The following is a 22,891-nucleotide window of genomic DNA, read 5'->3' on the forward strand; positions in this document are numbered from 1 at the left end:
GTGTGTAATCACTGTTCCCGCCGGGCCAGCACATCTTCGGGTCGCACGAGTCCGGTCTGAAAGGCGAGGATTACCGCCTGCACTCGGTCCCTGGACTGTGTTTTCGCGAGCACACGGCCGACATGCGTCTTGACAGTCGCTTCGGAGACGAAAAACTCCTCGGAAATCTCAGTATTCGATAGTCCCTGCGCCATCGCGGTCAGGATTTCCAGTTCGCGCGGCGTGAGGTCGGGCGGCAGTGCAGGTTTGCCAGGTTGATCGTCCCCGTTAGGCCCGCCGCGGAGAATCGGGCCGACATGGCGCAACAGCTTTCGTGTGGCGATCGGCGCCATCACGGCGTCGCCCTCGTAAACGGTGCGTATTGCGCTGAGTAGTTCCTCCGGATCGGCGTCCTTCAAGAGGAATCCACTCGCTCCAGCACTGATCGCGTTCATGACGTACTCGTCGTTGTCGAATGTGGTGAGAACAATGACGCGCGGTGTCTCCCCCCGTCCGGTGAGCTGCCGGGTAGCGTCGATACCGTTGAGCCGGGGCATTTGCACGTCCATCAGGACGATGTCGCAGCACACTCTGGTGATTTCTTGAATCGCCTGCTCGCCGTCGGAAGCCTCGATCACCACGGCCATGTCCGGCTGCGAATCGATCACCATGCGGAAACCAGCGCGCACTAGTTGCTGATCGTCGATGAGCGCGACACGTATCTGATCCCCGGTCACCGCATCAACCTACCCTATTGCCGATACTCCCGGTTTGTGTCACCGGCTCGGGTTGTAGGGCAATACGGCGCGCACTTCGAAACCCCCCGCGTCGTGTGGCCGCGCGTGCAGCGATCCGCCATACAGCTGCGCGCGTTCCTGCATGCCGATGACGCCTTGGCCCGCTGAGTCATGTTTCGGGAGTATTCCGGCAAGCCCCCGTCCATCGTCAATGATTGCGATAGCCAGGGCATTCGCGCCCCACTCGAGGGTGACGCTGGCCGTCGCCATCGGCCCAACATGCTTTAGCACGTTCGTGAGTGACTCCTGTACGATCCGGTACGCCGTCAGCCCCGCGCCAGTCGATATCTCTCGTGGTTCGCCGTTCTGCCGCAGCGTTATGGTGACGCCGCTGCGGCGGACATCTTCGATGAGCGTTTCGATGTCGTTAATCCCGGGAGCGCTGGCGAGATCGCGCTGATCACTTTCGCGGAGGACCGCGAGGAGCGCTCGCATGTCGGACAGCGCCTGCCTCCCGGTCGCTGAAATCTGGCTGAGTGCTTCGGCAGCGGCATCGGGATGTGCCGCGGCGGCATACCTGCCGCCGTCGGCCTGGGCAATCACGACAGTCAGCGAATGCGCGACAATGTCGTGCATTTCCCGGGCGATGCGGGTGCGTTCGGAGATCGCTGCGAGTTTCATTTCTTGCTCACGCTCGAGTTCGAGCAGTCGGGCTCGCTCCGTCAGTCCCGCGACCTCACTCATCCGGAAACGCCTGATCATACCGAACGTCCACACCACCGTGATCAGCACGACCGCGAACAAGACGTTTGCCGCACGCGCTTGTGGTGCCGCTCCCTCGTATGTGGATATGTAGCCGTACATACCCATACCGAGCGCGCCAAGGACCAATCCGAGTCGCGCTGCCCATGCGTGCGCATAGGCAGCCAGCCCGTACGCAGCAAACAGGACCCCTATCGTGGCCAACTGCGGTTGTCCGATGAGCAGGAGCTGCGCGTAAGCGAATACTGCGATAGTGAAGCCTGATAACGCGGGGCGGGATCGTCGCCACGCGATGGGTACGGTGGTTCCCACCGCGAGAACGACAGCGACCAAGCCCTCTTCGGTGGTGAGCGAGCCGAGCAGGCCCAGCATTGTCACCACAGCGGCAAGAGCCGCATCGATCCGGGCCGCGTTCCTGCGCGACCATGCGAACCAGCGCGAAGCCAGCGAGCCGTCGGCGCCCAGACCGGTGCGTGTCACCGCCGGAGGCGACATCGTCACAAACGGGCCTTTCAGCGCAGCAGCGAGCGTGCCATGACGACGCGCTGAATCTGGTTGGTGCCCTCGTAGATCTGGGTGATCTTCGCGTCCCGCATCATCCGTTCGACGGGGAAATCTCGGGTATAGCCCGCCCCGCCGAACAGTTGCACCGCGTCAGTCGTCACCTCCATGGCGACGTCGGACGCGAAACACTTCGAGGCGCTCGAAATGAACCCGAGGTTATGCTCGCCCCGCTCTGCCCTGGCTGCAGCGTGGTAAACCATCAGACGGGCGGCTTCGAGCTTCATCGCCATGTCGGCGAGCATGAACTGCACACCCTGGAAACCGCTGATCGGCGTCCCAAACTGCTTACGATCCTTCACATATGCGAGCGCCGCGTCCAGCGCGCCCTGAGCAATTCCCACCGCCTGCGCACCAATCGTCGGGCGCGTGTGGTCGAGGGTTTCCAGCGCGGTTTTGAAACCGGTACCCGGTTCGCCGATGATCCGGTCGCCGGGGATGCGGCAGTTCTCAAAGTACAGTTCCGCGGTCGGCGAGCCCTTGATGCCGAGCTTCTTTTCCTTCGGACCGACGATGAACCCGTCATCGTCTTTGTGGACCATGAACGCTGAGATCCCACTGGAACCGCGGTCCGCATCGGTCACCGCCATCACGGTGTACCAGGTGGATTTGCCGCCGTTAGTGATCCAGCATTTCGACCCGTTCAGGATCCAGTCATCACCATCTTCACGTGCGCGTGTACGCATGGACGCCGCATCCGAACCAGCCTCGCGTTCTGAGAGGGCATACGATGCCATAGCTTCCCCGGACGCGACCGCCGGCAGCACTTGCTGTTTTAGCTCTTCCGAGCCGCTGAGGATGAGGCCCATTGTGCCCAGTTTGTTCACTGCGGGGATCAGCGAGGAGGACGCACATACGCGCGCTACCTCTTCGATCACGATGCACGTGGCCACCGAATCTGCGCCCTGACCGTCGTACTGCTCAGGCACGTGAACCGCGCTGAAACCGGAGGCATTGAGTGCCGCCAAGGCCTCTTCCGGGAAGCGCTCTTTCTCGTCAACCTCCGCTGCGTGCGGGGCGATTTCCTTCTCGCACAGCGACCGGATCGCGGCACGTAGTTCGTTGTGCTCGTCAGCAAGCTTGAAAAGATCGAATTCGGGGTTACCAGACATTGGCCGCCCTCCCTGGGTTGCTGCGTTGGCGTCTGGTGTGGATACTAGCCCAGCAGCTTGCGCCGCAAGGCGTCATCCTTCTCCAGCACCAGTTCCGCTAGCCCCCGCTGGAACGTCTCCATCGCGCTGCGCAGCTTCTGGTCAGACGCCCCGAGAATGCGCACCGCGAGCAGCCCAGCGTTGCGCGCGCCACCGACCGAGACTGTGGCCACTGGAACGCCGGCGGGCATCTGGACGATCGAAAGCAGCGAGTCCATGCCGTCGAGATACTTCAGCGGCACAGGGACACCGATCACCGGCAACGCGGTCGCGGATGCGACCATCCCGGGCAGATGAGCGGCTCCCCCGGCTCCCGCAATGATTACCTTGATGCCACGCCCTGCCGCGTTAGCCGCATAATCGAGCATCCGCTGGGGAGTGCGATGCGCGGAGACGACACCGACTTCGAATGGCACGCTGAACTCCGCGAGCGCTTCGGCGGCAGCTTGCATGACTGGCCAGTCCGAATCACTGCCCATGATGAGGCCCACCTGGGGACCTGCGGTCGTTTCTGACACCGTCACTGCTCCTCACTGTGTGCTGCCGTATGCGGATCCCACCCGTCGGCCCAGACACCGTGTGAAAGCCAATGCGCCGCAAGTTCTGCGCGGCGGCGAACCGACTGGACGTAATCGGTATCGTCGGGCGACCCGTCTGGCGCGCCGAGCACGTTAACGTGCCCGAGTTTGCGGCCCGGGCGTTCCCCTTTGCCGTAGAGGTGGATCTTTACGTCTGGCATGCGTGCGCACAAGTGGTGCACGCGTTCATCCATACTGATGTGCGGAGTTGTCGGTGCACCCAGGACGTTGGCCATCACCGTGAGCGGCGCAATCGGCGTGGTGTCCCCGAGTGGGTAGTCGAGCACCGCGCGGACGTGCTGTTCGAACTGTGAGGTCCGTGCTCCATCCATCGACCAGTGCCCCGAGTTGTGGGGCCGCATCGCGAGTTCGTTGACGAGGATGCGCCCGTCAGTCGTTTCGAACAGTTCAACAGCGAGACAACCGGTGACGCCGAGTTCTTCAGCGATAGTAAGAGCAAGCTGCTGGGCTTGCGCCGCGAGGTCAGCGCTGAGCTGTGGCGCAGGCGCGAGGACAACGGCGCACACACCGTTGCGCTGCACTGTCTCCACTACGGGCCAGGTCGCGCCTTGCCCATACGGCGAGTGCGCCACCATAGCCGAAAGCTCGCGCCGCATCTCGACCTTTTCTTCGACCAGCAGCTCTGTCCCAGCTTCGAGCTGGACAGTGACGATGCGATCTGCCTCTGCCGCAGTGTCCGCGATCCATACGCCTTTACCGTCATATCCGCCGCGCGTTGCTTTGATGACGACGGGAAAACCGTGCTCAACGGCGAACGCGTGAACATCGCTGACCGTGCGCACCGCGCTGAACGGCGGGACAGGCGCGCCAAGGCTCGCCAGCCGCTCCCGCATAACTAGTTTGTCCTGCGCGTGAATGAGCGCCGAGGGTGGCGGCTGCACATTGACACCCTCGGCGAGCAATGTTTCGAGGTACCGCGGCGGCACATGCTCGTGGTCGAACGTCAGTACCGCGGCACCGTCAGCCGCGCGACGCAACGCGTCGAGGTCGTCGTGACGGCCGAGAACGATGTCATGGCACACGAGCGCGGCAGATTCGTCCGGTGACGCGGACAACACGCGCAGCGACTGTCCCAGCGCGATCGCGGCCTGGTGAGTCATTCGAGCGAGCTGGCCGCCCCCCACCATCGCAACAGCTGGAAGCTGCGCACCGCGGCGCTGGTACATAATCTCCGCGGGAAGCTGGCTGAACTGGTCTGTTACCACGATTCTCTATGGTGACAGAAGACCTCGCCGGAACGTAAATTGGTGATGTCACCCACCGAATGCAGATCTCGGTGCTGTCGCTTCAGTAGACTGCGACCTTGTGTCCTTAGCCGACGTCGTAATCTCGCGATTTCCGCCCCCGTTTCGGGGTTTCGCGATCCAGCACCGCGAATTCATCAAATTCGCCATCGTGGGCGGTACGACGTTTGTTTTCGACATGGCGATCTTCTACTCCCTGAAACTGACAATCCTTGCCAGCAATCCGGTAACCGCAAAGATCATCGCGGGCGTGATGGCAGTCATTCTTTCTTACGTACTTAACCGGGAGTGGTCTTTCAAGAATCGCGGCGGGCGCGAGCGCTCACACGAGGCGTTCCTGTTCTTCGTGGTCAGCGGCATCGGCGTCATCATCGCGTTCATTCCGTTGTGGATCTCGTCCTACATACTGGAACTGCGGGTCCCGAACGTCTCACTGACGACGGAAAACATCGCCGACTTCATCAGCGCCTACCTCATCGGCAACATTCTGCAAATGTTGTTTCGTTTTTGGGCAATGCGCAAATGGGTCTTTCCGGACGAATTCGTCCGAGGCGCAGCGGCCGGGTCCGTGCTTATTCTCCCCACTCCCGAGGATTTGTACGAAGAAGAGCTCGGACACGCCTAGCGGGGCTCACCCAGCAGAGGTGGGATTGCGCGGCCGTGCTGGTTTTCCGAGCCCGATTCCACGAATAGCGCGAACACGGCAGGTTTGCGCTGCTGCAGTTCCATCCGCCCTCCGTCAGCCTCCACGAGAGCCCGGGCGAGCGCGAGGCCCACACCAGATGAACCGCCCCCGGAGAAACCTCGCTCGAAAATCCGCGGCGCGATCGCATCAGGAATACCCGCGCCGTGATCGGCGACTTCCACCACGACCATTTCGCGTCTGTCCCCAGTCGATCCGACGTTGCGGACACGTATCGAGCACGTCCCAGCACCGTGCTTGAGCGCGTTGTCGATAAGCACCGACACCGCTTCCCGCAGTCGCGAAGGCGTCGCGCGCGCCGTCACGCCTGCGTTGCCTTCCAGCGTCAGGCGGCGCCGCTGCTTGCGGAAAGGCGCCTCCCAGTCCGACAGCAGCTTGCCCAGTTCCTCGACCACGTCAATCGGCGCGGAATCGGTCAGATTCTGGTCACGTGAGGCCCGGACGAGGTCGTCAACGGCTTGCGAAAGCCGATCGACCTGGCCGAGCGCCTCAGTCGCTTCAGCCACGACATACGCGTCCTCATGACCGGCTAACTCATCGAGGCGAAGGCGGATCGCGGTGAGGCGACTGCGCAACTGATGGGATACATCGCCGACGAGGGCACGCTCGCGCTGCAGGCGCTCCGAGATCTCCACGCTTGCGGAATCGAGAACTTCAGATACCCGGTCCAGTTCAGGAATGGAGTGGCGGCGCGGATCCGGGCGGAAGTCACCGGCGCCGAGGCGGGCTGCGCGCGCCGCGACGTCACTCAGCGGGTCCGACAGCCGTCGTGCCGTCAGCTGCGCGACCACCGAACCCGCCCCGATAGACAGCACGACCAAACCCCCCACGACCGCCACCGCTTGCCATTGCGCGGCGCGCATTTCGTGCGGGGGCATTTCCAGCCGCAGCGACCCGGAGACCCCGAGCGAGAGTGACTCGACGATCGCCTGGTCGACGTACGGTTCACCGACTGAAGCTCGGGACGCACTGTCCAGCGGCGTGGGGTAGATGACTTCAAGCCTTCCGCCCGGCGGAACCACGAGCCGAAGCGGTTCCGTATCGAGCCGGGGCTGGATGAGGCCCTCCTGCCCTTGCTGCCGCAGGACTTCACTGGCCATCTGGTCCAGGCGGCCCTTCATATCCTCCCGTGTGAGTTCCTCGACGATCCGCCAGGCGCTGAGCATGAGTGGCACACCAAGCAGCATCGCAACCACGACCACTACCGCCACTGTGGACAGCAAAATGCGGCGATTCACCGGTCAGCCCGGCGATCAATCGGCATTGAACCGAAAACCGACACCGCGGACCGTGGAAATCCGGCGGCTGAGTTCGCGTCCCTCATCACCAATTTTGCGGCGCAGCCAGGACATGTGCATATCCAGCGTCTTCGACCCGCGGAGGTCGACATCTCCCCACACTTCACGCTGGATCTGGTCACGGGAAACCACTTCCCCAGCGTGTTCCATCAGCAGCTTGAGGAGTTCGTACTCTTTGTTCGCGAGCGAGAGCTCCTTGCCGTCGAGCAGAACGCGGCGGGCTGGCTTGTCCAGCAGCAGTCCGCCGATCTCGATAGATGCCTCGTCACTGGGGCCGCCGTGGCGGCGCAACAGGGCACGAACCCGCGCGAGAAGTTCAGCTAGGCGGAAGGGCTTCCCGACATAATCGTCCGCACCAGCATCCAGACCCACGACGAAGTCGACCTCGTCGGTCCGCGCAGTCAGCATGAGTACGGGCACGTCGAGTTTCTTCGAGCGGATCTGACGGCACACCTCGAGCCCGTCCATTCCGGGGAGCCCAAGGTCGAGAAGCAGCAGGTCCCACGTGCCCGTAAGCACCTGATGCAACGCATCCTCACCGTTTGGTGCGATGCGGACTTGATAGCCTTCGCGTTCCAGCGCTCGCGACAGCGGCGCGGCGATTGCTTCGTCATCTTCGGCGAGCAGCACAGATCTCACGCACACCACACTAGAGTTTTTGCGGGGTCTCGGCGCGTTCCCACCCTGGCCCGCACGCTACTTTGCCTTCAACAGACCGAAAAATCGCCGGGATTTGGGCGCCGGGCCGGTACCGAACACCTGGGCATACAGCACCGCATGGGTATCCCGGATGCCGGGCACGTGGGCAAATTCGAAGGGCGGTTCCCCGACAGGGGAAACGATGAGCGTCCCCGTTTTCGCCAGCCGGTCGGAGAACGTGCACCGAAAACGCACCCCCGCCACACGCTGCAACGGAATATCGAAGCCGCGCCGGGCGAACAAGCCCTCACGCACCGCGATGCGCTGATCTGTGATGATCAGCACGGTACGCCACCAACTGACGTAGGGACGGAAGAACCGCACAGCGACGAGCACCGCCCACAACGCGGCAACCAAGGCGATGGCACCACCGCGGATCCCTGCGGGAGCCCCCACTTCGATCAGTCCAATGAGTGCACCGGCTATGGCGGTGGATCCGATCATCCACAACGCCGGCGCGATCATCATCTTCCAATGCGGGTGCCGTTGCACAAGCACGTGCTCGGCACGCGCATGCGGTCGTCCCCCGAAAAAGGCCATGAACCTAATTTTGCGTCCCTACTCCGCGGCGCGCACGTGCGTCACGTCACCAGCTGATACCGAAATCAGATCACCGCCTGTAACGGGGCGGACGACCAGGCACCCAGACGCATCGATCCGCTCCGCGCGGCCAACAAGTTCGTCGGCGCTTGGCAGTATCACCCGCACCAGCTGGCCGAGTGTCACACATGCGTCGACGTACTCCGCTGCGGTCTCGGTTTCGCTGCCACCTGCTTCGACCCACCGATCAAGCCGAAGGCCAAGTTCCTTCAGCACCGCCGCGGCAAGGTGGTTGCGGTCCACACCCGGCACGCCTTCCACTGCCAGCGAGGTCGCCGTGGGGACTGGAAGGTCTGCCGCGGCGAGGTCCACGTTGATCCCGAAGCCCACCACTACGCCGGGACCACCTTTCGGCTTGGTGGCTACCTCGGCAAGAATTCCCGCGAGTTTACGCTCACCGACAAGCACGTCATTGGGCCATTTCAGGTCTGCGGCTACACCCGTGGTCTCCCGCAGCGCGCGGGCGACCGAGACACCGGTAAGCAACGGAATCCACCCGAGGCGAGCCGTATCTACGCGATCCGGATGCACCAGCACTGACATGATGAGCGCGGATCCCGGCCGGGTGACCCAGCTGCGCTGATGCCGCCCGCGCCCGGCGGTCTGCTGTTCGGCGAGCAGCACAGCCCGATCCGCCGCTGCGTCCGCATCACGGGCCTGAGACAGCAAGTCCGCATTGGTGGAACCTGTTTCGTCCACGACGTCAATGGTTCTCCAGAACGCGGCCGCGGCACGGGACTGCGCAGCCAGCGCCGAGCGGATTTTCTCGGCGCTGAGCCGAGCGCTTCGCGGGTCTGTCATGCCCTCACACTACGACTGGGGTGCCGCGACATGGGTACTCGGTGACCGCTTTCTCGGAGATTCTCGATACACTCGCCGCCATGACCAGTGTGACCGAGCCAGGGCGAACTTCGCCGGACACGCCAGAAGCGCAGCCAGGCGAAGCCGGGGAGACTGATATTCATACCACCGCGGGAAAACTTGCCGACCTGCGGCGGCGTCTCGACGAGGCCAGACACCCGGTAGGTGAGGCCGCGATCGCCAAAGTTCACGACAAAGGCAAGCTCACCGCTCGTGAACGTATCGAACTGTTGCTCGACGAGGGCTCCTTCGTGGAACTCGATGCTCTCGCCCGGCACCGCTCGACAAATTTCGGGCTTGGCGCCAACCGGCCGCTCGGTGACGGAGTCGTTACTGGCTACGGCACCATCGACGGTCGCGAGGTGTGCGTGTTCAGCCAGGACGTCACCGTGTTCGGCGGCAGCCTCGGCGAGGTGTACGGCGAGAAAATCGTGAAGGTCATGGACCTGGCCATCAAAACGGGCCGGCCACTAATCGGTATCAACGAAGGCGCAGGTGCGCGCATCCAGGAGGGCGTCGTTTCGCTCGGCCTGTACGGCGAGATCTTCCATCGCAATGTTCGTGCCTCCGGCGTCATCCCGCAGATTTCGCTGATCATGGGCCCGGCCGCGGGTGGCCACGTCTACTCACCGGCTCTCACCGACTTCGTGGTGATGGTCGACCAGAAGGCCCAGATGTTCGTGACCGGGCCTGACGTGATCAAAACCGTGACCGGAGAAGAGGTCACGATGGAGGAACTCGGTGGCGCCCACACCCACATGGTGAAGTCTGGCGTGGCGCACTACGTCGCCAACAGCGAGGAAGACGCGCTCGACTACGTCAAGGAACTCCTGAGCTTCCTGCCCAGCAACAACCGGGGCGAGGCCCCGCGGTTCCCGGCACCGAACCCCATCATGGGCAGCGCGGACGAATCGCTCACAGCTGAGGATCTTGAGCTCGATACAATCATCCCCGATTCTCCAAACCAGCCGTACGACATGCACGACGTGATCGCGCGCATCGTTGACGACGGCGAGTTCCTCGAAGTCCAGGCGCAGCGCGCAATGAACATCCTGTGCGGTTTCGCACGGGTAGAAGGCCGCAGCGTGGGGATCGTCGCGAACCAGCCAACCCAATTCGCGGGCACGCTCGATATCGCCGCTTCCGAAAAGGCTGCCCGGTTCGTTCGCACCTGCGACGCTTTCAACGTTCCCATTCTGACCCTCGTCGACGTTCCCGGCTTCCTGCCCGGCACCGATCAGGAGTTCAACGGCATCATCCGGCGCGGCGCAAAGCTGCTGTACGCCTACGGCGAGGCGACGGTCGGAAAGATCACGATCATCACACGCAAGGCATACGGCGGCGCCTACGACGTGATGGGTTCGAAGCATATGGGGGCGGACGTCAACCTCGCCTGGCCGACTGCGCAGATCGCCGTCATGGGCGCCTCGGGGGCAGTCGGCTTTGTGTATCGGCGGCGCCTGCTCGAAGCGGCGAAGAATGGTGAAGACGTCGAGGCCTTGCGGCTCCAGCTTCAGCAGGAGTACGAGGACACGCTCGTCAACCCGTACATGGCTGCAGAACGCGGCTACCTCGACGCGGTCATCCCGCCCTCTCATACCCGCTGGCAGGTAGCGACGGCGCTGCGTCTGCTCGAACGCAAGGTCGTTAACTTGCCGCCGAAGAAGCATGGGAATATTCCACTGTGAGCCAGTTAGCCGAAGCAGCACGGGAGGCAGGGGCGCCAGAAAACGAAGCCCCATTCCTCAGGGTCGAACACGGCAGTCCTACCGAGGGGGAACTCGCGGCACTCGTCGCAGTGTTCGCCGGTGCTGCCGCTGCCGCGGCGGCACAGCCGCGGCACGATCCACGCCCGCGTGAAATGTGGGGCAACCCGGTAGACAACCTCCGGCACAACCCGCCGCTGCCGCCCGGTGCATTTGTCAACCAACGGCATTGGCAGTGACAGCCCTCCGTATGGTTCCCTTTGTCCTCGCTTCAGCGTCACCGGCGCGGCGCGCTGTTTTGCGCGCCGCGGGCGTCGAACCTCTTGTTCGCGTTTCGGGGATCGACGAGGAAGCGCTCGCGGAAGATCTCGGCCCCGGTGCATACCCCGAAGAGGTGGTGACGGAACTCGCGCGCGCGAAAGCACGTGCGGTCGCGGAGGAGATCACGGCCGGTAGCACCGAATGGGCCGGGGAAACACCACTCACCGACTGTGTGGTGGTCGGCTGCGACTCGATGCTCTTCATCGCGGGCGAGTTGCAGGGTAAGCCGCTGACCATCGACGTGACACGTCAGCGCTGGACGCAGATGATGGGCCGCACAGGCGACCTTCTGACCGGGCACTGCGCGGTGCACGTGCGCGGCGGCGCCATCAGCGGTGAAGCGTCCGGCTGCAGTACCACCACTGTGCATTTTGGCGACCCGAGCGCTCAGGACCTCGACGCATATCTGGCAACCGGGGAGCCGCTCAACGTCGCAGGAGCATTCACTCTCGACGGACTGGGCGGCTGGTTCATCGACCGGATCGAGGGCGACCCGTCATCGGTCATCGGTATCGGGCTGCCGCTTGTGCGCTCGCTGCTGGATGAAGTCGGCATCCGCGTGTCGGATCTGTGGAATCACAGCGTATGAGGGACGGCCTGTCACGCCGTGTTTTCTTCGGTTCGCTCGCCGCGGGGGGCGGTGCTCTGCTGCTCGGCTGCGGTGGGCGGGACGCTGGGAGCCAGTCCTCAGCGGGAGACGTGACGAGTGCCCCAGTGCCTGGGTCCAGCGGGACCAGCATGGTCACAACTCCACGGGGGCGCGTGACGGTGCCACTGCAGCCCGAACGGGTCATCGCGATCGACAGTCGGCAGGACCTGGAAATCGCGATCGCGCTCGAATTACCGGTGGTTGGCTACACCTCTCATGTCATCCGGCCGTGGGTACCGCTCCCGGCGACGGCCGAACCGCTGCGCTCGCCGGTTGACCTCGTCGAACTCGTGCGCGCTGAGCCCGATCTTGTCATTTGCACGGACATCGAAAGCCCCTACTGGTTCCCGTCCGGTCTCGATTCGGTGGCGCCGGTACTGCCCGTCGATCCGCGCGCAGAATGGGACAGCAACCTGCGAACCCTCGCCGGGTGGCTGGGTCGCGAGGCGGCGGCTGATACGGTGCTCGGCCGCTACAGGGAGCGCGTTGAGCGGGTACGCCGCCGTCACGCCGACGCTCTCACTGACCCGATCGCGGTGGTCGGCTTGAACACTGACGACACCCTTACCGACCTGGGTCACAGTCCGTCTGTCGTCGCGCAAGCCGCCCGTGACACCGGCGCACATATGCTGCATTTCGGGGTGGACCTTCAGTCCCCGCTCGATGTCAGCACCGCTGCACCCGCACTCGGCGCCACCCAGCGGCTGATCGTGGCCAGCGACGATCCCGATGTCGATGCTGATTACCTGCGAGAACACCCCGCACTGGGGACGATCCCCGCCATTGCGGAGAACCGTTTCGCCGTCACCGCTGATCTCAGCTACGGATCGGTGTACACAGCGCTCGAGTCACTCTCCCTTCTCGACGAAGTGTTGCGGCGCTAGGCGCAACGGCTCGCGGCCCGCGGCCCGCGGCTATCGTGCAGTGGGCGGGCAAGAACCGCTAACGTTGACGTGACAACATTTCTATAGGCACCCCAAAGGAGCTGACACCGTGCCTGTCCCTCCGGAGAAGAACGCAGCCTTCGCCGCATACGCACATCCCGAGCGCCTGGTGTCTACCGAATGGCTATCCGCCCATCTCGGTGCTCCGGGCCTGAAAGTCGTCGAGTCAGACGAGGATGTACTGGTCTATGACATTGGCCACATTCCGGGCGCGATCAAGATCGACTGGCACCTGGATCTGAACGACCCAGTCACCCGGGATTACATCGACGGGCAACAGTTCGCCGACCTGATGCGCCGGAAAGGCATCAACCGTGACGACACCGTCGTTATTTACGGCGACAAGTCGAACTGGTGGGCCGCATATGCCCTCTGGGTTTTCACCCTGTTCGGCCACCCCGACGTTCGGCTGCTCGACGGTGGTCGCGACGCATGGATCGCGGAAGAGCGGGACATGAGTTTCTCGGTGCCGCAGTTCCCAGCGGCCGAATACCCCGTCGTCGCTCGTGATGATTCGAAAATCCGCGCCTTCCGCGAGCAAGTCCTGTTCCACCTGGGTTCAGGCCCGCTCATCGACGTGCGCTCGCCTGCCGAATACACGGGTGAGCGCACGCACATGCCGGAATACCCAGAGGAAGGCGCGCTGCGCGGCGGTCACATTCCCACCGCGGCCAGCATTCCGTGGGCAAAAGCCGCAGCATCCGATGGCCGCTTCAGATCGCGTACGGAACTCGACAGCATCTACGGCGCCTTCGATCCGGAGGGTGACACCATCGTCTACTGCCGTATCGGTGAGCGATCTAGCCACACATGGTTCGTCCTGACGTACCTGTTGGGCTTTGGCAACGTCCGCAACTACGACGGTTCCTGGACCGAGTGGGGCAACACCGTGCGGGTGCCGATCGTCAAGGGCGAAGATCCTGGCGACGCGCCCGCCCGAGCATCGTGAAGGCGGGCTTCTGATGGGCACACTGCCCGGAGCACTCGGCGATATCGTCGAGGACTTCAAATCGGTAGCGGGCGAAGACAAGCTTCAGCTGCTGCTCGAATTCAGCCGTGAGTTGCAGCCTCTTCCAGCAGAACTGGAGGAGGCTGCCATGGAACCTGTTCCTGAATGCCAGTCGCCACTGTTCCTCGCAGTCGATGTGGCCGATCCGCAGCGCGTGCGACTGCACTTCAGCGCACCTGCGGAAGCCCCCACGACGCGCGGTTTCGCGTCGATCCTCCAACAGGGACTCGACGGCGCGAGCGCGAGCGCGATACTCGATGTGCCGGACGATTTCTACGCTGACCTCGGGCTGGATTCAGTAGTCAGCCCGCTGCGTTTGCGCGGCATGTCCGCCATGCTGGCGCGCGTGAAACGGAAACTCCGTGCCGAAATCTGACCAGCGTGTGACCGCGATTCGGACGCGTCGTTCGCGTGCTACCGATTAGTAATCTGTGACAGTGGATGAGTCGCAGGAGAACAGATACCGACCCTCGGCTTACGTTTCCGCACGGTCTCTGCATAGACTCACTTCGACACAATGTGGAAGCTCATCGTTCGCGCTGTCCACGAGCAGGTGGCGAGCGACTTAGGCGAAAACAGGAGGCTCCGTGCCCAGCGAGACGACTGCACGCATCACAAAGGTTCTCGTCGCGAACCGTGGCGAGATCGCTGTCCGAGTGATACGCGGCGCGCGGGACGCGGGAATCGCCAGTGTGGCAGTGTACGCCGAGCCTGACGCGAACGCGCCGTTCGTGCGCCTCGCAGATGAGGCATACGCGCTCGGCGGGCAGACGTCCGCCGAGTCATACCTCGTATTCGACAAGATTCTCGACGCGGCACAGCGCTCCGGCGCGAACGCGATCCACCCCGGCTACGGCTTTCTTTCCGAGAACGCTGACTTCGCGCAAGCGGTCCTAGACGCGGGCTTGATCTGGATCGGGCCGGATCCCCAGTCCATCCGTGACCTCGGCGACAAAGTCACCGCTCGCCACATCGCGCTGCGCGCGGGGGCCCCACTCGTCCCCGGCACGAAGGATCCAGCGAAAGACGCGAGCGAGGTTGTTGACTTCGCGAAAGAACACGGGCTCCCGATCGCCATCAAGGCGGCGTTCGGCGGTGGCGGACGCGGCATGAAGGTGGCGCGCACACTGGAAGAGATTCCCGAATTGTTCGAGTCCGCCACGCGCGAAGCGGTAGCAGCCTTTGGCCGCGGCGAGTGCTTCGTCGAACGTTACCTCGACAAGCCACGGCACGTGGAGGCCCAGGTTCTTGCCGACACGCATGGCAATGTCGTCGTCGTTGGTACGCGCGACTGCTCACTGCAGCGCCGATTCCAGAAACTTGTCGAGGAAGCCCCAGCCCCATTCCTGTCCGACGCACAGCGCGACGAGATCCACACCTCCGCCAAGGCAATCTGCCGTGAAGCGAACTACCACGGGGCAGGCACGGTTGAGTATCTCGTGGGCCAGGACGGCCTGATTTCGTTCCTCGAAGTCAACACACGCCTGCAGGTCGAGCACCCGGTTACCGAGGAGACGTCCGGAATCGATTTGGTGCGCGAGCAGTTCCGCATCGCGGAGGGACAGGTCCTCGACCTTAAGGAAGACCCGAAGCCGCGCGGCCACTCGTTTGAATTCCGCATCAACGGTGAGGACGCGGGACGTAACTTTCTTCCCGCGCCGGGCTCGATCACACGCTACGACCTGCCGTCAGGCCCGGGCGTCCGCGTCGATTCGGGAGTCGAAACAGGCAGTGTGATCGGCGGACAGTTCGATTCGATGCTCGCGAAACTCATCGTCACCGGCCAGACTCGCCAGGAGGCGCTTGAGCGGTCCCGCCGCGCGCTCGCCGAGTTCGTTGTCGAGGGCATGGCGACGGTAATTCCGTTCCACCGTGCCGTCGTCGAGGACCCCGCGTTCGTTGGCGACAGCACGGGCTTCAGCGTTCACACCCGCTGGATCGAAACCGAGTGGGACAACCCGGTTGAGCCCTACGGGGGTGCTCCCGCTCCAGAAGAGGAGCTGCTGCCCAGGCAAACGGTGGTGGTCGAAGTCGGCGGCAAACGTCTCGAAGTCTCGCTGCCTGGCGATTTCTCGGTCGCCAGCAATGGTGTTGCGGGCGCCAGCGTGGGTGGCGTACGCAAGAAGCCGAAGCCGCGCACTCGGGGTGCTGCCGGTGGGGCCGCCGTGTCCGGTGATGCCGTAGTAGCCCCGATGCAGGGCACGGTCGTGAAGGTCGCCGTTGAAGAGGGCCAAGAGGTTCAGGAGGGCGAGCTTGTCGTAGTCCTCGAAGCGATGAAGATGGAGAACCCGGTAACGGCACACAAGTCTGGTGTTGTGACAGGTCTCACCATCAGCGCCGGGGCAGCGATCACGCAAGGCACCGTTCTCTTCGAACTGAAGTGACACGGTCGTGAGCGGCCCCTGACAGTAGGATAACCGTATGGGGGACACACCAGAGATCCGCGTGGGGCACGACGATCGCGAACGGGCGATCGCTGCGCTCAACGAACACTTGAACGCTGGCAGGCTCTCGCTGACCGAGTTCGACGAGCGTTCAGCGCGAGCGATCGCGGCGAACACTCGCCGGGACCTCGACGCGCTGTTCGCTGATCTGCCACCGCTGCCAGCCCGCGCAAGCGCTCCGGCGTCACCTCAGCCGGTCAGTGCACCGCAGCAGCGGCGTGAGTTTCCGCGCGGGCCAGTCATGGCACTCATGCCATTCGTGGCGCTGATTCTCTTCATGGTCACGGACTTTCCGAACAACTGGCTGTTCTTCCTGTTGGTTCCCATCTCCGCGATCCTGCTCTTCGGCTTCGGTGGCTCTGACAACGGCGAATCAGGTAAGTGCTGAGTGGAACCCATCGAGATCAACGCTGGTGAGTGGTACCTGCGCGCGCTCCGATGTGACGAGCGGGTCGATGACGGTCCCGCTCTCGCCGAGCACGGTGTCGCGGACCCGGCCAGGTATGTCGCGTCGGCTAGCCGCGCGTGGACTGACGAAAGCCGCTTCAGCTGGGCAGTGTGTGAGCCCACCAGCGGGGAAATGCTGGGTGAGGTTGCGCTAGTGCCGCTGGGAGAGCCTGACGAGCGTGTGGCGCTTACCGCGTGGCACAATCCTGGCCACGCACAAGCGGTGGAGACGGCGCGCGCAGCGGTGCGGCGGTTTGCTGAAGGTGCCCTGGGCATGCACGTGACCGACACAGCACCGTAGCCGCGAGGCGTCACTACATGCCCGCGAATGTGGAGCGCGTCGCACGCACCATCCCGTTAGCTGTCACATTTGTTGTCACGTGTGTCACCCTCTTCGGGCCACCAGCCGACGTATCACCTGACATCCCCCACCTCGATAAGGCGGTGCACTTTGCACTGTTCGCTGCGCTCGCACTGACATCACGGCTGGCGCGCATACCCGTGCGATGGACGCTAGGCTGGCTGGCGGTTTTCGCGGTTGCTTCGGAGGTGATACAGGGCTTGCTTCCTTACGAGCGGCGGCCCGACCCCGCGGATGTTGCTGCTGATCTACTGGGTGCTGCGGCGGGCTTACTGCTGGCGCACGCGCTAGGCAGGAGGCAGCCGGACAGCCGTTCGCCGCTCCCAGCCGTGAGGGACCAGCGGTAGCACGGGGGTGTTACGGCTGTCGGCTAAGTGAGTCGCGCACAACAGGATTCCGCCGCGCGGGCAACCCCGGCAAACCGGTAGGCTTTCGGTCGTGAGACCCGCGCAGAAGGATGAGCACGCGCCGCCGAGACGTGCGATGCGCGGGCGGCGTGCCAGGATGAGAGCGGCAGTGGCCGCGATACCGTCGGTCTTCGGGAGCAACTGGGCCCGCTTCGGTGGAACCCAGCCAGTTGCGCCCACCGACGTGCTTCCAGTCAGCACGGCACCCCTCCCCACTGCCGACCCGATCCGGTCACTCGCCGCCGTGCCGGCGCACCTCGGCAAAACCGCGAAGGGAGCGCTAATCCCGGCGCGCAAGGTTATCGCCCACGCGTCTAGCACGCTTGGGCCAAAGCAGCAGCCAGAGCCGGAACGTCCGGTTCTCACCGAACTCGACCTCGAACGCCTGCAGGCCGTCCAGGAGGAGCTACGGGTGCTCGCCCGGGCGGTCCGCGACCGGCGCATACGCCGGCGACTTAGTCTCGCCCGCGAATGCCTCGGTGAAATCGGACGGGACCAGCGAGCGGGCGGCCTGTTCCCCCGCATCCCCCGGACGCGGGATGACTCCCTATCCAGGCTGCACAAAACGCCCGCGACACGAATCCACGTGGCGCGCAACCCGCTGAATCCGCTGAGCTACCCGGCCTATTTGCGGACGGCACTCAGCAGAATCTAAGCCCCTGCACAGAATCGTGACGCCAATCACTTAAGATTCACATGTGGCATTCAGGAACAGGGCTCGGCGTGGGCGCCCCGGACGGACTGCAGCGACCGCTGCGCTGACCGCAGTTGCGGTCGCGTTCGGTGGCTCTCAGGCCCTGGCGCAAACTCCACCGGCGGGCTTCTACGTTCCGCCCGCCGACATCGCCACCGACTCTCCCGGCGGGATCATCCGTGCTGAGCCGTCACCGCTGCTCATCGAAGTCCCTTCGCCCGACGGTCCGGTACCAGCGGCAGCAACTCGGATCATGTACCAGTCGAGCGATACCCACGGTAACCCGATAGCGGTGACGGGCACGTATCTCGACCCGGCTGCGCCATGGATTGGGCCCGGGCCGAGGCCGCTCGTGAGCATGGCACCTGGCACCCAGGGGCAAGGTGATCAATGCGCACCGTCGAAACTCCTGAGCCAATTGATCTACTTCGACTACCCTCTCGACCTGCGCGGTGAGTATGAGCTGCCATTCATGACCGCGATGCTGGCACAGGGCATCGCCGTCGTCATGACCGACTACGAAGGGCTCGGCACACCTGGCCATCACACCTACGTCAACAGAAAGGCGCAGGGACACGCCGTGCTCGACGCAGCGCGCGCCGCGATGAATCTCCCGAACACGAAGATCAGCTCGGGCGCCCCTGTGGCGTTGTGGGGCTACTCACAAGGGGGTGGAGCGTCCGCGGCGGCCGCCGAGCTTCACCAGTCCTACGCCCCCGAACTCGACATCAAAGGTGCTTACGCGGGTGCGCCCCCGGCGGATCTTGCTGAGGTGCTCGAAGTGGTCGACGGCACGGTACTGACCGGAGTGATCGGTTATGCGATCAACGGGTTCGCGCACGCATACCCTGAGATCACGCCGATCATCGAGGATGAAGTGAACGACCTGGGCCGGTCCGTGCTCAGGGATGTCGCTACCCAGTGCGTCGCCGAAACCGCCCTGCGGTTCGGTTTTCAGCAGACGCGTGATTACACACGCTCACGCGAGCCGCTTTCCGTCGTCCTGAATCGCCACGACGTTGTGCTGGAGATTCTCGCTGACCAGCGGCTGGGAAACGCACGGCCCAGCGTTCCGGTGCTCGTGCAGGCCGGGACCGCTGACGACATCGTGCCAGCGCAGCAGGTGCGCACTCTCGTCGCTGAATGGTGCGAGCTCGGCGGCACCGTGCGGCTGTCACCGAACGAACTGCCGCCGGTCCTGCCGGGGCTGGCCGTCAACCATGCCGTCCCCTATCTCGCTGGAGTTGGCGAATCGATCGAATTCATCAACGACCGCTTCGCGGGCAGCGCGGCACCGTCATCGTGCTGACCCAGCCGTCGCAGTAATCAGCGCACCAACCGGGCGCTGACTGGCTCCTTGATGAAGGGCCGCGCTTCCGGCGCGGCAGCTCGCAACGCGTCCGCTGAGGCGTCGTCAGGCTGAGCTTGGGACTCGCGTTCAGCCCGGACACGAGCCAGGAACAACTCGACTTCACGGTCGATTTCCGCCTCACCCCAGCCCAGGACGGGCGCCACCAGTTCCGCGACAGTGCGCGCGCAGTCCGCCCCACGATGCGGATACTCGATAGAGATCCTGGTACGGCGCACGAGAATGTCCTCAAGGTGTAATGCGGCCTCAGCAGCCGCCGCGTACACCATTTCTACGTTCAGGTAGTCAGGCGCACCATCAAGCGGATTCAACAGATGTGGCGCGTTCTCGGCATACGAAAGGACTTCGTAGACCAGTGACCCATACCGGTCCAGTAAGTGCCGGATCCGGTAGGGATGGATGCCATATTCGGCACCAAGGTGGTCAGCCTGGTTAACGAGGGCGTGATACCCGTCGGCACCGATCAACGGAACTCGCTCGGTGATCGACGGCGCAACTCGCGTGGGGATGAACTCGGATGCGGCATCGAGCGCATCCGCGGCCATCACGCGGTAGGTCGTGTATTTGCCACCAGCGATGGCGATCAGCCCGGGTGCCACCTCGGCGACCGCGTGTTCCCGGGAAAGCTTCGACGTGGTGTCGCTCTCCCCAGCCAGCAAGGGCCGCAAACCGGCGTAGACACCTGAAATATCGTCGGGCGTCAGCGGCGTCACAAGAACTTTGTTTACCTGGCCGAGAATGTACTCGATGTCGGCGCGAGTGGCGGCCGGGTGAGCGAGATCGAGGTTCCAATCGGAGTCGGTGGTACCGATAATCCAGTGTCTGCCCCACGGGATGACGAAGAGGACGGACTTCTCGGTCCGCAAGATGATCGCTGCCTCACTGATGATGCGGTCCCGTGGCACCACGATATGGACGCCTTTCGAGGCACGCACGCGGAAACGTCCGCGCTGCCCAGAAAGCGCCTGTATTTCGTCCGTCCACACACCAGTGCAGTTGATCACCACATGTGCGTCGACGTCTCCGGTCTCCCCGGTCTCGCAATCACGGATCGTCACGCCTGCGACGCGGTCGGCTTCCTTACGGAAGTCGACAACCTGCGTGGACGTGCGGACCACCGCTCCGTAGTGCGCCGCAGTGCGCGCCACGGTCATCGTGTGGCGCGCATCGTCAACGACGGTGTCGAAGTAACGAATACCGCCAATGAGAGACTTCCGGCGCAGCCCGGGGGCCATGCGGAGCGCGCCTGCCCGGGTCAGCTGCTTTTGGGCAGGCACCGATTTCGCGCCCCCCATCCTGTCGTAGAGGAAAATGCCTGCACTCACGTAGGGACGTTCCCAATACCGCTTGGTGAGCGGGAACAGAAACTCAAGCGGCTTCACAAGATGCGGGGCGAGCCGACTCAGCGCAAGCTCGCGCTCCCGCAATGCTTCTCGCACTAGGCCGAACTCGAGCTGTTCGAGGTAACGCAGCCCTCCGTGGAACATTTTCGACGACCTGCTCGACGTTCCCGACGCGAGGTCCCGGGCTTCGACCAGACCCACTTTCAAGCCCCGCGTAGCGGCGTCGAGCGCTGCTCCGCACCCGACGATCCCACCGCCGATTACGAGGACATCGAACTGCTGGGTCGTCAGATCGCGCCACGTTTGTTCGCGCTGAGATGGGCCGAGGACGTGTGTATCGGACTGATGACGCAACGAGAACCCCCTAAATGGCGCCGGAGCGATTTCCAGGCTAGTAGCTTTGGCCGGGAAGCACAGGACGAACACACTGGAGCGACACGTGACCGTGACACGCTACGTTGCTGCCATCGACCAGGGCACAACCTCAAGCCGATGCATCGTTTTCGACCATTCCGGGCGAATCGTTACCGTCGCCCAGAAGGAACATCAGCAAATCTTCCCGCGGCCTGGCTGGGTGGAGCACGACCCGACCGAGATTTGGTCGAATGTGCGTGAAGTAGTGGGCGCTGCGCTCGGGAAAGCCGATATCCCGAAGGATTCCATTGCCGCCGTGGGGATCACGAATCAGCGGGAGACCACGGTGGTGTGGGATCGCGCCACCGGCAAGCCGATCTATAACGCGATCGTGTGGCAGGACACCCGAACGGAAAGCCTCTGCCGCGACATCTCCGGGTCCGCCGACCCCGACATTTACCGCGGACGCACTGGCTTGCCGGTTTCGACTTACTTTGCAGGCCCAAAGATCCGCTGGATTCTCGACCACGTCGAGGGCGCGCGCGAACGAGCCGAGCGCGGCGAGCTGTGCTTCGGCACGATGGACACGTGGGTGCTGTGGAATGCCACCGGTGGCCCAAACGGTGGCATCCACGTCACCGACGTGACGAATGCGTCACGCACACTGTTGATGGATCTCACAACGCTGCAGTGGGATCCGGAGATCTGCGCTGACCTCGGCGTGCCAGCCGCCATGCTGCCGGACATCCGAAGTTCCTCCGAGGTTTACGGAGTGGTGCGGCCGGGGCGCGGCCTCGACGGCGTCCCGATAGCCGGCATACTTGGCGACCAGCAGGCGGCGACCTTTGGGCAAGCGTGCCTCTCCCCAGGTGAAGCCAAAAACACCTACGGTACGGGCAACTTCCTGCTGCTGAACACTGGTACGTCCCCCGTGCAGAGCACCAACGGTCTCCTCACGACCGTGTGTTACCAGCTCGGATCCGAAGATGCGGTGTACGCACTCGAAGGATCGATCGCCGTTACCGGTTCGCTGGTCCAGTGGCTGCGCGACAACCTCGGGCTTATCTCGTCGGCCCCTGAAGTCGAGACGCTCGCGGGTTCCGTCGAGGACAACGGCGGCGTGTATTTTGTGCCGGCTTTTTCTGGCCTGTTCGCGCCGCGCTGGCGCCCTGACGCACGGGGTGTGATTGCCGGACTTACCCGGTTCAACAACAAAGGTCACATCGCGCGCGCCGCGCTAGAAGCGACGGCCTATCAGACGCGCGAGGTGATCGAGGCCGCCCGCGCAGACTCGGGCGTGGAGCTCACCACTCTCAAAGTTGACGGCGGCATGGTGTCGAACGAACTCCTGATGCAGTTTCAGGCCGACATCCTGGATGTGCCAGTGATCCGTCCGGTTGTTTCTGAAACCACCGCGTTGGGCGCCGCTTATGCGGCGGGGCTCGCGGTTGGGTTCTGGGGTGATGTGGACGATGTCCGCGCCAACTGGGCTGAGGACAAAGTGTGGAAACCCAGGATGGATAGTGCGGAGCGACATCGCCTGTACACCGACTGGAACAAGGCCGTTGAGCGGACGTACGGCTGGGTGTGACAGCTTCGCCCGCTCCGCGGGAATCTGCCCCGTCCATGGCGCGGGCGAATTCCCAGCG

24 protein-coding genes are annotated in these 22,891 nt (G+C 63.7%); 14 read left to right on the forward strand and 10 right to left on the reverse strand.

The annotated features are described in order from the left end of the window. Nucleotides 1-8 precede the first annotated feature (8 nt). Genes ONR57_RS03330 through ONR57_RS03350 form a run of 5 tightly spaced genes read right to left on the reverse strand, consistent with a single transcriptional unit; the run spans nucleotide 9 to nucleotide 4,955 of the window. Nucleotides 9-716 carry a response regulator transcription factor gene (locus ONR57_RS03330; RefSeq protein ID WP_265121475.1) on the reverse strand — a complete coding sequence of 236 codons (708 nt, stop codon included), beginning with the start codon at nucleotides 714-716 and terminating at the stop codon, nucleotides 9-11. Nucleotides 717-755: 39 nt separating this feature from the next. After that, a complete protein-coding gene (locus ONR57_RS03335; RefSeq protein ID WP_265121770.1) occupies nucleotides 756-1,973 on the reverse strand; it encodes a sensor histidine kinase in 1,218 nt (405 codons plus the stop codon). Between the two features lie 17 nt (nucleotides 1,974-1,990). Then, nucleotides 1,991-3,151 (reverse strand): acyl-CoA dehydrogenase, encoded by a 1,161-nt coding sequence (locus ONR57_RS03340; protein WP_265121476.1) that lies wholly within the window; start codon nucleotides 3,149-3,151, stop codon nucleotides 1,991-1,993. Nucleotides 3,152-3,195: 44 nt separating this feature from the next. Next, entirely contained in the window at nucleotides 3,196-3,708 is a 513-nt protein-coding gene (gene purE, locus ONR57_RS03345) for a 5-(carboxyamino)imidazole ribonucleotide mutase (RefSeq protein WP_265121477.1), read from the reverse strand. Between the two features lie 2 nt (nucleotides 3,709-3,710). Continuing rightward, nucleotides 3,711-4,955, reverse strand: a complete 1,245-nt coding sequence (locus ONR57_RS03350; RefSeq protein ID WP_265121771.1) for a 5-(carboxyamino)imidazole ribonucleotide synthase — start codon at nucleotides 4,953-4,955, stop codon at nucleotides 3,711-3,713. 160 nt (nucleotides 4,956-5,115) lie between these two features. Between ONR57_RS03350 and ONR57_RS03355 the strand changes: the two genes are divergently transcribed. Further along, entirely contained in the window at nucleotides 5,116-5,658 is a 543-nt protein-coding gene (locus ONR57_RS03355; RefSeq protein ID WP_374116391.1) for a GtrA family protein, read from the forward strand. Here ONR57_RS03355 and ONR57_RS03360 read toward each other — a convergent pair. From ONR57_RS03360 to ONR57_RS03375, 4 genes are read right to left on the reverse strand one after another with little or no spacing between them, the layout of a single operon-like run. Beyond that, complete coding sequence (locus tag ONR57_RS03360) at nucleotides 5,655-6,974, reverse strand: HAMP domain-containing sensor histidine kinase (RefSeq protein WP_265121480.1); 1,320 nt, start codon at nucleotides 6,972-6,974, stop codon at nucleotides 5,655-5,657. The two genes, ONR57_RS03355 and ONR57_RS03360, sit on opposite strands and share 4 nt — an antisense overlap. A gap of 15 nt (nucleotides 6,975-6,989) precedes the next feature. Then, nucleotides 6,990-7,673: a response regulator transcription factor gene (locus ONR57_RS03365; protein ID WP_265121481.1), complete on the reverse strand. Its 684-nt coding sequence runs from the start codon at nucleotides 7,671-7,673 to the stop codon at nucleotides 6,990-6,992. 57 nt (nucleotides 7,674-7,730) lie between these two features. After that, entirely contained in the window at nucleotides 7,731-8,273 is a 543-nt protein-coding gene (locus tag ONR57_RS03370) for a PH domain-containing protein (RefSeq protein WP_265121483.1), read from the reverse strand. 18 nt (nucleotides 8,274-8,291) lie between these two features. Then, entirely contained in the window at nucleotides 8,292-9,134 is an 843-nt protein-coding gene (locus ONR57_RS03375) for a biotin--[acetyl-CoA-carboxylase] ligase (protein WP_265121484.1), read from the reverse strand. 80 nt (nucleotides 9,135-9,214) lie between these two features. Between ONR57_RS03375 and ONR57_RS03380 the strand changes: the two genes are divergently transcribed. The 12 genes from ONR57_RS03380 to ONR57_RS03435 all read left to right on the forward strand — a co-directional run bounded on the left by ONR57_RS03380 (nucleotide 9,215) and on the right by ONR57_RS03435 (nucleotide 19,485). Further along, nucleotides 9,215-10,882 (forward strand): acyl-CoA carboxylase subunit beta, encoded by a 1,668-nt coding sequence (locus tag ONR57_RS03380; RefSeq protein ID WP_265121485.1) that lies wholly within the window; start codon nucleotides 9,215-9,217, stop codon nucleotides 10,880-10,882. Beyond that, entirely contained in the window at nucleotides 10,879-11,139 is a 261-nt protein-coding gene (locus ONR57_RS03385) for an acyl-CoA carboxylase epsilon subunit (protein ID WP_265121486.1), read from the forward strand. Before ONR57_RS03380 ends, ONR57_RS03385 begins: the two co-directional genes overlap by 4 nt. 11 nt (nucleotides 11,140-11,150) lie before the next feature. After that, a complete protein-coding gene (locus ONR57_RS03390) occupies nucleotides 11,151-11,810 on the forward strand; it encodes a nucleoside triphosphate pyrophosphatase (RefSeq protein ID WP_265121772.1) in 660 nt (219 codons plus the stop codon). After that, complete coding sequence (locus ONR57_RS03395) at nucleotides 11,807-12,754, forward strand: ABC transporter substrate-binding protein (RefSeq protein ID WP_265121487.1); 948 nt, start codon at nucleotides 11,807-11,809, stop codon at nucleotides 12,752-12,754. Before ONR57_RS03390 ends, ONR57_RS03395 begins: the two co-directional genes overlap by 4 nt. Before the next feature lie 109 nt (nucleotides 12,755-12,863). Continuing rightward, complete coding sequence (locus ONR57_RS03400) at nucleotides 12,864-13,763, forward strand: sulfurtransferase (RefSeq protein ID WP_265121488.1); 900 nt, start codon at nucleotides 12,864-12,866, stop codon at nucleotides 13,761-13,763. Between the two features lie 13 nt (nucleotides 13,764-13,776). Then, the gene (locus ONR57_RS03405; protein ID WP_265121489.1) at nucleotides 13,777-14,199 is read left to right on the forward strand and encodes a SufE family protein; all 423 of its coding nucleotides are present in this window, start codon (nucleotides 13,777-13,779) and stop codon (nucleotides 14,197-14,199) included. 211 nt (nucleotides 14,200-14,410) lie between these two features. Further along, a complete protein-coding gene (locus ONR57_RS03410; RefSeq protein WP_265121490.1) occupies nucleotides 14,411-16,207 on the forward strand; it encodes an acetyl/propionyl/methylcrotonyl-CoA carboxylase subunit alpha in 1,797 nt (598 codons plus the stop codon). A 37-nt stretch (nucleotides 16,208-16,244) separates the two neighbouring features. Further along, the gene (locus tag ONR57_RS03415; RefSeq protein ID WP_265121491.1) at nucleotides 16,245-16,655 is read left to right on the forward strand and encodes a DUF1707 domain-containing protein; all 411 of its coding nucleotides are present in this window, start codon (nucleotides 16,245-16,247) and stop codon (nucleotides 16,653-16,655) included. Continuing rightward, a complete protein-coding gene (locus tag ONR57_RS03420; RefSeq protein ID WP_265121492.1) occupies nucleotides 16,656-17,015 on the forward strand; it encodes a hypothetical protein in 360 nt (119 codons plus the stop codon). A gap of 17 nt (nucleotides 17,016-17,032) precedes the next feature. Then, entirely contained in the window at nucleotides 17,033-17,422 is a 390-nt protein-coding gene (locus ONR57_RS03425; RefSeq protein ID WP_265121493.1) for a VanZ family protein, read from the forward strand. A gap of 91 nt (nucleotides 17,423-17,513) precedes the next feature. Continuing rightward, nucleotides 17,514-18,137 carry a hypothetical protein gene (locus ONR57_RS03430; protein ID WP_265121495.1) on the forward strand — a complete coding sequence of 208 codons (624 nt, stop codon included), beginning with the start codon at nucleotides 17,514-17,516 and terminating at the stop codon, nucleotides 18,135-18,137. Nucleotides 18,138-18,180: 43 nt separating this feature from the next. Continuing rightward, the gene (locus tag ONR57_RS03435) at nucleotides 18,181-19,485 is read left to right on the forward strand and encodes a lipase family protein (RefSeq protein WP_265121496.1); all 1,305 of its coding nucleotides are present in this window, start codon (nucleotides 18,181-18,183) and stop codon (nucleotides 19,483-19,485) included. A 17-nt stretch (nucleotides 19,486-19,502) separates the two neighbouring features. Here the strand turns inward: ONR57_RS03435 and glpD are convergent, their stop codons facing one another. Then, entirely contained in the window at nucleotides 19,503-21,242 is a 1,740-nt protein-coding gene (gene glpD / locus ONR57_RS03440; RefSeq protein ID WP_265121497.1) for a glycerol-3-phosphate dehydrogenase, read from the reverse strand. Between the two features lie 91 nt (nucleotides 21,243-21,333). Here glpD and glpK point away from each other — a divergent pair, with 91 nt between their 5' ends. Then, the gene (glpK, locus tag ONR57_RS03445; protein WP_374116392.1) at nucleotides 21,334-22,833 is read left to right on the forward strand and encodes a glycerol kinase GlpK; all 1,500 of its coding nucleotides are present in this window, start codon (nucleotides 21,334-21,336) and stop codon (nucleotides 22,831-22,833) included. Nucleotides 22,834-22,891: the final 58 nt, after the last annotated feature.

The organism is Hoyosella sp. YIM 151337 (genome assembly GCF_026041215.1).
Classification (GTDB): Bacteria; Actinomycetota; Actinomycetes; order Mycobacteriales; family Mycobacteriaceae; genus Hoyosella.